General features: G+C 60.2%; 8 protein-coding genes. 6 read left to right on the forward strand and 2 right to left on the reverse strand.

The genetic code is table 11. The annotated features are described in order from the left end of the window. Positions 1-62 precede the first annotated feature (62 nt). From pnp to LJ360_RS04150, 4 genes are all read left to right on the forward strand, one after another. Positions 63-2,180, forward strand: a complete 2,118-nt coding sequence (gene pnp, locus LJ360_RS04135; protein WP_413774395.1) for a polyribonucleotide nucleotidyltransferase — start codon at positions 63-65, stop codon at positions 2,178-2,180. A 161-nt stretch (positions 2,181-2,341) separates the two neighbouring features. Continuing rightward, positions 2,342-3,169 carry a (Fe-S)-binding protein gene (locus tag LJ360_RS04140; protein WP_264995354.1) on the forward strand — a complete coding sequence of 276 codons (828 nt, stop codon included), beginning with the start codon at positions 2,342-2,344 and terminating at the stop codon, positions 3,167-3,169. Then, positions 3,166-4,614: a LutB/LldF family L-lactate oxidation iron-sulfur protein gene (locus LJ360_RS04145; RefSeq protein ID WP_264995355.1), complete on the forward strand. Its 1,449-nt coding sequence runs from the start codon at positions 3,166-3,168 to the stop codon at positions 4,612-4,614. The genes LJ360_RS04140 and LJ360_RS04145 overlap by 4 nt, the downstream gene beginning before the upstream one ends. After that, positions 4,611-5,282: a LutC/YkgG family protein gene (locus tag LJ360_RS04150; RefSeq protein WP_264995356.1), complete on the forward strand. Its 672-nt coding sequence runs from the start codon at positions 4,611-4,613 to the stop codon at positions 5,280-5,282. Before LJ360_RS04145 ends, LJ360_RS04150 begins: the two co-directional genes overlap by 4 nt. Before the next feature lie 72 nt (positions 5,283-5,354). Here the strand turns inward: LJ360_RS04150 and LJ360_RS04155 are convergent, their stop codons facing one another. Next, positions 5,355-6,719 (reverse strand): KamA family radical SAM protein, encoded by a 1,365-nt coding sequence (locus LJ360_RS04155; RefSeq protein WP_264995357.1) that lies wholly within the window; start codon positions 6,717-6,719, stop codon positions 5,355-5,357. A gap of 107 nt (positions 6,720-6,826) precedes the next feature. Then, positions 6,827-7,060, reverse strand: a complete 234-nt coding sequence (locus tag LJ360_RS04160) for a hypothetical protein (protein ID WP_264995358.1) — start codon at positions 7,058-7,060, stop codon at positions 6,827-6,829. Between the two features lie 257 nt (positions 7,061-7,317). Here LJ360_RS04160 and aceE point away from each other — a divergent pair, with 257 nt between their 5' ends. Together aceE and aceF are read left to right on the forward strand one after the other, a co-directional pair. After that, a complete protein-coding gene (aceE, locus tag LJ360_RS04165) occupies positions 7,318-9,987 on the forward strand; it encodes a pyruvate dehydrogenase (acetyl-transferring), homodimeric type (RefSeq protein WP_264995359.1) in 2,670 nt (889 codons plus the stop codon). Positions 9,988-9,997: 10 nt separating this feature from the next. Then, entirely contained in the window at positions 9,998-11,719 is a 1,722-nt protein-coding gene (gene aceF, locus LJ360_RS04170) for a dihydrolipoyllysine-residue acetyltransferase (RefSeq protein WP_264995360.1), read from the forward strand. Positions 11,720-11,956: the final 237 nt, after the last annotated feature.

Below are 11,956 nucleotides of genomic sequence, written 5' to 3' on the forward strand. Positions count from 1 at the left end.
GCTTTGGGAACGCGTCTTCCTGATCTGGTGCATTTGATGATCAAGCAAAATCAGGAGTTACTGTGATTCCACAAGCAACGAAGAAAACCTTCGAGCTCGGCGGCAAGACCGTCACCCTCGAAACGGGCCGCATCGCCCGCCAGGCCACCGGTTCTGTACTGGTGACCATCGATGACATCTCTGTACTGGGCACCGTGGTTGGTGCCAAGGAAGCCAAGCCGGGCCAACCGTTCTTCCCGCTGACCGTGAACTACTTCGAGAAGACCTACGCCGTGGGCAAGATCCCGGGTGGCTTCTTCAAGCGTGAAGGCCGTCCTTCCGAGAAGGAAACCCTGACCTCGCGTCTGATCGACCGCCCGATCCGCCCGCTGTTCCCCAACGGCTTCATGAACGAAGTGCAGGTCATCTGTACCGTCATGTCTTCCAGCAAGACCCAGGATCCGGACATTGCCGGCATGCTGGCGGCTTCTGCGGCCCTTTCCATTTCCGGTATTCCGTTTGACGGTCCTATCGGTGCCTCCCGCGTTGGCTTCACCAACGACCGGGGCTACTTCCTGAACCCGACCTTTGAAGAGCTGCAAACCTCAGCCCTGGACATGGTCGTTGCCGGTACCGAAGACGCCGTGCTGATGGTTGAGTCCGAGGCGAAGGGCCTGACCGAAGACCAGATGCTGGGTGCGGTACTCTTCGCCCACGAAGAGATGCAGTCGGCGGTTACCGCGATCAAGGAATTCGCTGCCGAAGTTGGCAAGCCCCGTTGGGACTGGCAGCCAGAGCCTGAGAACACTGACCTGCTGAACGCTATCAAGGATGGCTTCGGCGGCGCTATCGCTGAAGCCTACGCCATCCGCGACAAGATGGAGCGCTACGCGAAGCTGAAGGAAATCAAGGACGCTGCCGTCGAGAAGCTGGCCGGTGAAGAAGAAGGCCAGCCGGCTGAAGACGAAGTGAAGAAGTACTTCGGCAAGGTCGAGAAGAACGTGGTTCGCCAGCAGGTTATCGACGGCAAGCCGCGGATCGATGGTCGTGACAACAAGACGGTTCGTCCGATCAATATCGAAGTCGGCATCCTGCCCAGCACCCACGGTTCTGCCCTGTTCACCCGTGGCGAAACCCAGGCCATCGTGACCACCACACTGGGTACTGCCCGTGACATGCAGATCATCGATGCCCTGGAAGGTGAGCGCAAGGATCCGTTCCTGTTCCACTACAACTTCCCTCCCTACTCCGTCGGCGAAGCTGGCCGTGTGGGTACCCCGGGTCGTCGTGAAGTGGGCCACGGTCGCCTGGCCAAGCGCGGTGTGGCGGCGGTTATGCCGACCATCGAAGAGTTCCCGTACACCATCCGTGCGGTATCCGAGATCACTGAGTCCAACGGCTCCAGCTCCATGGCCTCTGTCTGTGGTTCCTCCCTGGCGCTGATGGACGCGGGTGTGCCCATCAAGGCGCCGGTAGCCGGTATTGCCATGGGCCTGGTGAAGGAAGGCGAGCAGTTCGCCGTCCTGACCGACATTCTGGGTGATGAAGATCACCTGGGCGACATGGACTTCAAGGTGGCCGGTACCTCCGAGGGCATCACCGCCCTGCAGATGGATATCAAGATCAACGGCATCACCGACGAGATCATGGAAATCGCCCTGGAGCAGGCCCACCACGCCCGCCTGCACATCCTGGGTGAAATGGCCAAGGTGATCGCCGAGCCGCGCACCGAGCTGTCCGAGCGTGCGCCGAGCATCACCACCATCAAGATCCATCCGGACAAGATCCGTGATGTCATCGGTAAGGGCGGTGCGACCATTCGCTCCATCTGCGACGAGACCGGTGCTTCCATCGACCTGGACGATGACGGTAACGTCAAGATCTACGCCGACACCCAGATCGCTGCCCAGGCGGCGGTTAACCGGGTCAAGGAGATCACCGCCGAGATCGAAGTGGGTGCACTGTACAAGGGCAAGGTTGAGCGCATCATGGAATTTGGTGCCTTCGTTAACATCCTGCCTGGCAAGGATGGCCTGGTTCACATCTCCCAGATTTCCGACCAGCGTGTCGAGAACGTTACTGACGTGCTCAGTGAAGGTCAGGAAGTCCTGGTCAAGGTGCTGGATGTGGACAACCGTGGCCGCGTCAAGCTGTCCATGAAGGAAGTGAAAGAGGGCGACAAGCCCACTGACTTCAGCTAAGCAACACCGAAGTCTGAAAAAGCCGCCACGGGAGACCCTGGCGGCTTTTTTCGTCTATGGGCCTGACTCAGCCAGTGCATTTGGTATTCTTGGTGCTATCGAGGAGCCAAGAGCCACAAGCGGGCAGGTGAACCCTGCACCTGGCAGTCCGGAGACAACTGATGACTGAGCTGTTCTACGATGCCGCCCCCAATGCCACCCGTGTGGCCCCCGAGCGGTCAGGGGCCCGTGACTATCCGCCGAAGCCGGCCGAGATTACGCTGTTTGGTACCTGTGTGGTGGACCTGTTCTACCCGCAGGCCGGGCTGGATGCCATTCGCCTGCTTGAGCGGGAAGGGATTCGCGTACACTTTCCCCAGGCGCAATCGTGCTGTGGTCAGCCAGCCTGGACGTCCGGCTACGTAAACGAAGCCCGGGAGGTGGCCCGGGCCCAGCTCAACCTCCTCGATAATGGCCTGCCGGTGGTGGTCCCCTCTGGCTCCTGCGCCGGCATGTTCCGTCAGCATTACCGGGAGGTGTTTGCTGATGAGCCGGATACGCTGAAGCGGGTCGAGGACCTGGCCGGGCGCACGTTCGAGCTTACCGAGTTCCTGCTGCATGTCTGCAAGGTGCAGTGGCAAGACCTGGGGGCCCCCACGCAAATCGCCCTGCACACCTCCTGTTCCGCCCGCCGGGAAATGAACACCCACCTGCATGCGCGGGCGTTGCTCGGCACGCTGGCCAATGTCGAGCGACTGGAGCACGACCATGGGAGCGAGTGCTGCGGGTTTGGTGGCACCTTCTCGGTGCGTATGCCGGAAGTATCCGGTGCCATGGTGCTGGACAAGACCCGATCGTTGGTGGAATCCGGCGCCGTCGAGATGGTCACCGCGGATGGCGGCTGCCTGCTCAACATCAATGGTTCCCTGGAAAAACAGCAGCAGCCCTTTCGGGGTCGTCACCTGGCCAGTTTCCTCTGGGAACGGGTGTCTGGGGGGGTGGCCCCATGAGCCAGCGTATACACGTCAGGGAACTCGCCGACAGCTTCCGGGGGCGGGCCAGCGAGGCCCTGGCCGACGATCAGTTGCGCACCAATTTCCGGGTGGCCATGGATTCACTGATGAAGAAGCGGGCCGATGCTTTCCCGGATGAAGGTGAACGGGAGGGCCTGCGGGAGCAGGGTAACCATATCAAGGCGCGGGCACTGTCACGGCTGCCGGATCTGCTGGAGCAGCTGGAAGAGAAGCTCACGGACAACGGGATAAAGGTTCACTGGGCGGAAACCACGGAAGAGGCCAACCGGATCGTCCATGCCATCATTGAGGCAAGGCAGGGCTCGCAGGTGGTGAAGGGCAAGTCGATGGTGAGCGAAGAGATGGAGATGAACGACTACCTGGCCGGGCGTGGTATCGAGTGCCTGGAGTCGGACATGGGGGAGTACATTGTTCAGCTCGATGGCGAGAAACCCTCACACATCATAATGCCGGCCATCCACAAGAACCGGCGGCAGGTGTCGAAGCTGTTCCACGACAAGCTGGGTGTGGAGGAAACCGATGACGTTAACGAGCTGATCCAGGTCGGACGACGGACCCTGCGCACGAAGTTCATGGAGGCGGATGTGGGGGTTTCCGGCGTGAACTTCGCCATTGCCGAGACCGGCACCCTGTTACTGGTCGAGAATGAGGGCAATGGCCGCATGAGCACCACCGCACCACCGGTGCATATTGCCGTAACCGGCATTGAAAAGGTGGTGGAGAATCTTCGCGATGTGGTGCCGCTGCTGTCCCTGCTTACCCGCTCCGCCCTGGGGCAGCCCATAACCACCTACGTGAACATGATTTCCGGTCCCCGCAAGGCGGACGAGCTGGACGGCCCGGAAGAGGTCCACCTGGTGTTGCTGGACAATGGCCGCACCGGCGCCTTCGCTGACGCCCAGATGCGCCAGACCCTGAACTGCATCCGTTGTGGCGCGTGCATGAACCATTGCCCGGTCTATACCCGGGTGGGCGGTCATACCTATGGTGAAGTCTACCCGGGGCCGATTGGCAAGATCGTTACGCCCCATATGGTGGGCCTGGAAAAAGTGCCGGATCACCCCAGCGCGTCTTCATTGTGTGGTGCCTGTGGTGAGGTTTGCCCGGTGAAGATTCCGATCCCGGAACTGCTGCAGCGACTGCGGCAGGAGAACGTCAAGAGTCCCGCAGAGCAGCCAAAGGTAAAGGGCGGCGGTGCCAGGTATTCCCGCAGGGAGCGGGCCATCTGGCGGTTCTGGGCGACCCTGAACACCTCGCCGATGTTTTACCGGCTGTTCCTCTGGGGCGCCACACGGTTCGGCAGGCTTGCGCCTAAGAAGGCAGGGCCATGGACCGACAATCATGCAGCCCCGGTACCGGCACGGAAGTCCCTGCATGACCTTGCCAGGACCCACCTGGAGAAAGGGGAGAGCCAGCCATGAGCGCACGCAGTAACATCCTGGGCAGGCTTCGGGCCAGCCTGGCGGACACCAGGCCGCGGCCGGATGACTTCGACGAAACGCTGGTGACCGGGCCCTGGCAATACCCGCCGCAGGAGCGGATCAAGCGCCTGCGTAGCCTGATGGAGGCGGTCCAGACCGAGCTGCACCTGGTGACCAGCGAGAGCTGGCCGGCAAAGGTTGAGGCGTTGCTGGAAGCCCGTGGCCTGGCAAACCTGCTGTACGCGCCCGGCACTGACCACGGACGTCAGCTGGCGGCACACTGGCAGGCGGGCGGGGCAAAGCCGGAGCTGCTGGCCTATGACCGGCCGGTGGAAGCCTGGAAGGAAGACCTGTTCTGGAAGGTAGAGGCCAGCCTGACCGGAACGGTGGGGGGGATTGCCGCCACCGGCTCCCTGGTCCTGTGGCCGGATCGGCACGAACCCCGGCTGATGAGCCTGTTGCCGCCGTTGCATATTGCCCTGCTCAAGGCCAGCGAGGTGGAGGACAACCTGTACACCATCATGCAAAAACAGGGTTGGTCGGCGGCGATGCCCACCAACCTGCTGCTGGTGTCCGGGCCGTCCAAGACAGCAGACATTGAGCAGGTGCTGGCGTATGGGGCGCATGGTCCGAAGGAGCTGGTCGTACTGATCCCTGAGGATGCCTGAGGGAGACTCAGGCAGAATCAGAAAAGGCAGCCCGGAGGCTGCCTTTTCAGGAGATGCAGGGTGTATGGCTGATTAGCCGTTACCCTTGCGCATCTGTTCGTATTCGTTTTCGAAGAAGAACTTCTCTTCACCGAACGCCGGCTCCAGCTCGTGCAACCAGGTGGCGGTTTCGCTGTACTTCGCGAAGAACGGGCGCTGAACCCAGTCCGGGTTGCGGCCCTGCAGGAAGCGCAGTACAAACACCTTTTCACCCTTGACCTCGGTGACGCCCTGGATTTCCACCTTGCCGGGGCCGGCACTCATGGACGGACCACGGGCGGTTCGGGCCAGGCCGGAGACCTGCTTGATGGCCTCACGGTAGATGTCGTAGGCCTTTGCCAGCGGCACTTCGAAGTAGTTCTTGGCGCCGGTGTCCCGCTCTACAAACATGTAGTAGGGGATGATGCCCAGCTTCACTTCCTTCTTCCACAGCTTCGCCCAGTCGTCGGCATTGTCGTTCACATGCTTGATCAGCGGGCCCTGGGCGCGGATTTCAGCCCCGGTAGCGCGAATGCGACGGATCGCCTCTTCCGCGATATCGGTAGTGATTTCCTGCCAGTGATTGTAGTGGGCCATCAGCGCCACGTGTTTGCCAGCATCGACAAGCTTCGCAAACAGCTCGATCAGCTCGTCGGCGTCCTTGTCGGTGACAAACCGGTACGGCCAGAAGGTCAGCGCCTTGGTGCCGATGCGAATGGTCTGGATGTGATCGAACTCCGGTTCCAGCAGCGGCTCCAGGTACTGCACCAGGTTCTTGGTTTTCATCACCATGGGGTCACCGCCGGTCATCAGCAGGTCGGTAACCTCGGTATGCTGCCTCAGGTAGCCATGCAGCTGCTCCGCGTCGCTGCTGGCGATGCGCAGGTCTTTGTCGCCAACAAACTGCGCCCAGCGGAAGCAGAAAGTGCAGTAGGAGTGACAGGTCTGGCCCTGGGCCGGGAAGAACAGCACGGTTTCCCGGTACTTGTGCTGCAGGCCTTCCAGCGGCACCCCGTCCAGGGTGGGCAGGTTCATTTCCATCTGCCCCGCCGGGTGCGGGTTCAGCTCGTCGCGGATTTCCTTGGCAACCTTCTGGATCAGCTTCTTGTCGGCGCCTTCCCGGTGCAGCTTGGCCATGCGCTCGAAGTGCTCTTCCTTCAGCATGCCTTTTTGCGGGAACACCAGCTGATACAGCGGGTCGTTGGGGACATTGTCCCAGTTGATCAGTTCGTTGATGACGTATTCGTTGACACGGAAGGGCAGCACGCTGGCCACCACTTTCATTTCGAACAGAGTCTCTTCGGGAAGATTCTGGATAACCTCGATCTTGTCGAGTTGGCGGTCGGTGTAGACCTGGAAACGACGCTCTTCAAACTCGACGGTCGGAATCCGGTTCGGGAAGGTGACGATGGAATTCATGGATCGCCCTCTGTCTGAGTGAAATTGCCGGCGGCCGGAATGCATCAGCCACCACTGTTCAAAAATCAGGCAGGCAAGTATACCGGAAAGGAACAACATTTTCAGGTCTAATTAATAAAATGACGTTCGCCTTGAAGAAAGTTCTTTGTGTTGCGGTAACTTGCCGGTTTATCGCGGTGGTTCGATGACTTATCAATGATATTGGCAGCAATTGGCATCATGATCCCGTCACGCTTTGTCAGCGCGAAGATATTTAGTGCGAAAAGCATTGTGGCTGCGAAAACATGGACCGAGGCTAAATGCTGATTCAGGTTGGCGGACGTGGGAGCGGTGCGATTCATACCGCACAGGCCGCCTTGGTCTTTGGTCGAGTTGTGAAGGATGTCGCAAGTTGGCAACATGCTTTCTATAGTCTTGACGTTCCTCTGATTTTTTCCGGTGCCAAAAGTGCCGGTTGCGCCACCGCAATTTCATCGGCCGGAGACCCCGGCGTAACTGATCTATGCTTGGGGTGGCGGTTTCCCAGGCTGGTGCCTACCCGCACTGGTCCCTGTTCAGCGGCATCCTGGCCGCATAATCGAAAACATGGGAGGGTTCGATGTACCAGGACGATGACCCCACTGAAACCAGCGAATGGCTGGATGCACTGGAATCCCTGATTGAAAACGAAGGCGTAGACCGCGCCCGCTTTATCCTGGAGCGCCTGTCAGAACGCGCCAGCCGGGAAGGCACGGAACTGCCCTATTCCATTACCACGCCGTTCCGAAACTCCATTCCGGTGACCAATGAAGCACGTATGCCTGGTGACCTGTTCATGGAACGCCGTATCCGCTCCCTGATCCGCTGGAACGCCATGGCCATGGTGGTGCGGGCAAACCAGCGCCCGGGTGAGCTGGGCGGGCATATTTCCACCTTCTCTTCAGCCGCCACCCTCTATGATGTGGGCTTCAATTACTTCTTCCACGGTGGTGATGACAAGCGCGAGTCTGACCTGGTCTATTTCCAGGGCCATGCCTCCCCGGGCATCTATGCCCGTTCCTACCTGGAGGGCCGCTTCGATGAGGAACACCTGGACAAGTACCGGGAAGAGGTCGACGGCAACGGCCTGTCCTCCTATCCCCACCCCTGGCTGATGCCGGATTACTGGCAGTTCCCGACGGTCTCCATGGGCCTGGGCCCGATCCAGGCGATCTACCAGGCCCATGTCATGAAGTACCTGCACAGCCGGGAACTGATTGATATGGACAACCGCAAGGTCTGGTGCTTTGTGGGGGACGGCGAGTGTGACGAGCCGGAAACCCTGGGGTCCATCTCCAAGGCCGGTCGCGAGAAGCTGGATAACCTTATTTTCGTGGTCAACTGCAACCTGCAGCGCCTGGACGGCCCGGTAAGGGGCAATGGCAAGATTATCCAGGAACTGGAAGGCATCTTCCGGGGTGCGGACTGGAACGTCATCAAGGTGGTCTGGGGCCGCATGTGGGACCCGCTGTTCGACAAGGATGAAGACGGTGTGATGCAGCGTGCCATGGATGAAATCTGCGATGGCGACCTGCAGAATTACACCAGCCAGGGCCCGGCTTACACCCGCAAGGAATTCTTCGGCAAGTACCCTGAGCTTGCGAAGATTGCGGAGAATCTCTCCGACGATGATATCAACAAGCTGAACCGTGGTGGCCATGATCCCTACAAGGTATATGCCGCCTATCACAAGGCCGTACACGAGGCCAACGGCAAGCCCACGGTTATCCTTGCCCACACCATCAAGGGTTATGGCTTTGGCGCCGCAGGCGAGGCGCAGAACACCGCCCACTCCCTGAAGAAGCTCGACAAGGAAGCCCTCAAGGCCTTCCGGGACCGTTTCGGCGTGCCCCTCAAGGACGACGAACTGGAAGATATCCCTTATTACCGGCCAGCTCCGGACAGCCCGGAAATGGTCTATATGAAGAAACGCCGGCAGGACCTGGGCGGCTTCTATCCCAAGCGTCGCAAGGACGCCCAGCCATTGAAGGTGCCTGAACTGAGCATCTTCAAGAGTGTGCTGGACGGTTCCGGTGACCGGGAAGTGTCCTCCACAATGACCTTTGTGCGCATCCTCAATGCCCTGGTGAAAGACAAGCGGGTGGGCAAGCGGGTAGTGCCCATTGTTCCTGACGAGGCCCGGACCTTCGGTATGGAAGGCATGTTCCGGCAGATGGGCATCTATACCTCCGAAGGCCAGAAGTACGTGCCCCAGGACCGGGACCAGATCATGTACTACCGGGAGGACAAGAAGGGCCAGATCATGCAGGAGGGCATCAACGAGGATGGCTCCATGGCGGCGTGGATGGCTGCGGCGACCTCCTACAGCCACAACAATTTCCCGCTGATTCCGTTCTACGTGTTCTATTCCATGTTTGGTTACCAGCGGGTAGGGGACCTGGTCTGGGCTTCCGGGGACATGCAGGCCAGGGGCTTCCTGATTGGTGGCACCGCGGGTCGCACCACACTCAATGGCGAGGGCCTGCAGCACCAGGATGGCCACAGCCATGTGTTGTTCAACGTGGTGCCCAACTGCCGTGCCTACGATCCGGCCTTCGGCTACGAAATGGCCGTGGTGGTCCAGCATGGCATCAAGGAGATGTTCGAGGACAATCGCAACGTCTTCTACTACCTCACCATCGAGAACGAGAACTACCAACAGCCCGCCATGCCCAGTACCAAGGGCATTGAAGAGCAGATCATCAAGGGCATGTACAAGTTCGACTCGGTGGAAACCAAGGGCCGCAAGAAAACCCCACGGGTGCAGCTCCTGGGTTCCGGTGCCATCCTTAATGAGGTCAGGGCTGCAGCCGATCTGTTGCGGGACGACTGGAGCGTGGCCAGCGATATCTGGAGTGTTACCAGCTACAACGAACTGGCCCGTGACGGCATGCATGTGGAACGCTGGAACCACCTGCACCCGGATGACACGCAGAAGACGCCCTACGTTACGAAGTGCCTCGAAAAGCAGCAGGGCCCGGTGGTTTCCGCCACGGACTACATCAAGCTGCATTCTGAGCAGTTGCGCGCTTACATTCCCAAGACCTACTACACCCTGGGCACTGATGGTTTTGGCCGCAGTGATACCCGGGAGAAGCTGCGCAACTTCTTCGAAGTGGACCGCTACTACGTGGTGATTAACGCCCTGTCGGCGCTGGCCGAGGACGGGGAGATCAAGAAGGACCAGGTGTTGGAAGCCATGCGCAAGTACAACATCGACCGCAACAAACCCAACCCGGCGTACAGCTGAGGAGGCCGCTATGAGTGAGCAGGACATCAAGGTTCCCGATCTCGGCGGTGCGGACGAAGTCGAGGTTATCGAAGTACTGGTCAGCAAGGGTGACACCGTCGAGGAAGAAGATCCCATCCTCACGGTAGAGTCCGACAAGGCCTCCGTGGAGCTCCCAGCACCCTTTGCCGGCAAGATCACCAAGCTGTCCGTCAAGGTGGGCGACAAGCTTAGTGAAGGCGACGTGGTTGGCACGATCGATACCGATGCAGCCGGCGGCGGTGACGACGAAGACGACGGCGACAGCGGCGAGGACGCGGACCAGTCGAAAGATGAAGCTGCAGAGAAGGCGCAGCCCGACAGCGACGAGGATGACGACAAGGACAGTGAGAAGGCTTCGGACAAGGGCGGCCAGAAGCAGGGCAAGAAGGGCGGCAGCCGCAAGGAAACGGTGAAGGTGCCCGCCCTGGACGGCTTCGAGAATGTCCCGGTTATCGAGATCAACGTCAGTGAGGGCGATTCCGTTGGCGAAGACGACCCACTGGTCACCGTGGAGTCCGACAAGGCCACCATGGAAATTCCGTCCCCCTACGCCGGCAAGGTCGACAAGATCCTGGTAAAGGAGGGTGACAAGCTCTCGGAAGGAGACGACCTGCTGGAAATGACTGTCGAGGAAGGCGGTGACAGCGGGGATGAAGAGGAGGCTGACACTGACGGGGCAGAGGAAAAAACCGGCGACAAGGACGAAAAGTCCGACAAGGAGGACAAGGTCGGAAAGGATAAGGAACGCGGCGATACCTCGGAAGACAGCCAGGGCGACAGCACCTACCAGATGCCATCCCCCGGCGCCAAGGTCCATGCCGGTCCGGCAGTACGCAAGCTGGCCCGGGAGTTGGGGGCGGACCTGACCAGGGTGAAACCGTCCGGTCCGAAGGACCGCATCCTCAAGGACGATGTGGAAGCCTACATCCGCCAGAACCTGAAGAAAGCCCAGGAGGGCGGTTCGGTGGAAGGCGCCGGCATACCGGGCATCAAGCTGCCGGACTTCAGCCAGTTTGGTGAAGTGGAGCGGGAAAGCATGTCCCGCATGATGACCGCCACCGCCACCAATATGCAGAAGAGCTGGCTGAACGTACCTCATGTCACCCAGTTCGATGACGCCGATATCACCGAGATGGAAGCCTTCCGCAAGGGCCAGAAGCAGGCAGGTGAGAAAAAGGGCGTCAAGCTCACGCCCTTGCCCTTTATCCTCAAGGCCTGCGCCGCTGCGCTGGAGGAGTTGCCCCAGTTCAACGTGTCACTGGATATGGAACGCAAGGAAGTGGTGCGCAAGAAGTACGTGCACATCGGCATTGCCGTGGACACGCCCCATGGCCTGATGGTGCCGGTCATCCGCGACGTGGACCAGAAAGGCCTGTGGCAGCTGGCCGAGGAAGCCCAGGAGCTGGCGGACAAGGCCCGGGACAAGAAGCTCAAGCCGGCGGAGATGCAGGGAGCCTGTTTCTCCATCACCAGCCTGGGCGGCATTGGAGGCACCGCGTTCACCCCCATCGTGAACACCCCGGAGGTGGCCATATTGGGCGTGTCCAGGGCGGCCATGAAACCGGTCTGGGACGGCGAGGCCTTCCAGCCACGGCTGATGCTGCCGTTGTCCCTGTCCTACGACCACAGGGCCGTGAACGGGGCGGACGCAGCCCGGTTTACCAACCTGCTGGGGCAGTTGCTGGGGGATATCCGGCGGCTGTTGCTGTAGACGCGAGTCAGGGAACCCGCCTCCTCTCACCCTCTCCCTGGCCCTCTCCCGTCAAGGGAGAGGGGAAGTACGAGGAGGCACCGGTGTAAGGCCCCTTTCCCTTGACGGGAGAGGGGAAGTACGAGGAGGCACCTGTGTAAGGCCCCTCTCCCTTGACGGGATAGGGGAAGTACGAAGAGGCACCTGTGTAAAGCCCCTCTCCCTTGACGGGAGAGGGGTTGGGGAGAGGGTGAAAGC

It is taken from the genome of Marinobacter sp. AN1 (genome assembly GCF_026013985.1).
Lineage (GTDB): Bacteria > Pseudomonadota > Gammaproteobacteria > Pseudomonadales > Oleiphilaceae > Marinobacter > Marinobacter segnicrescens.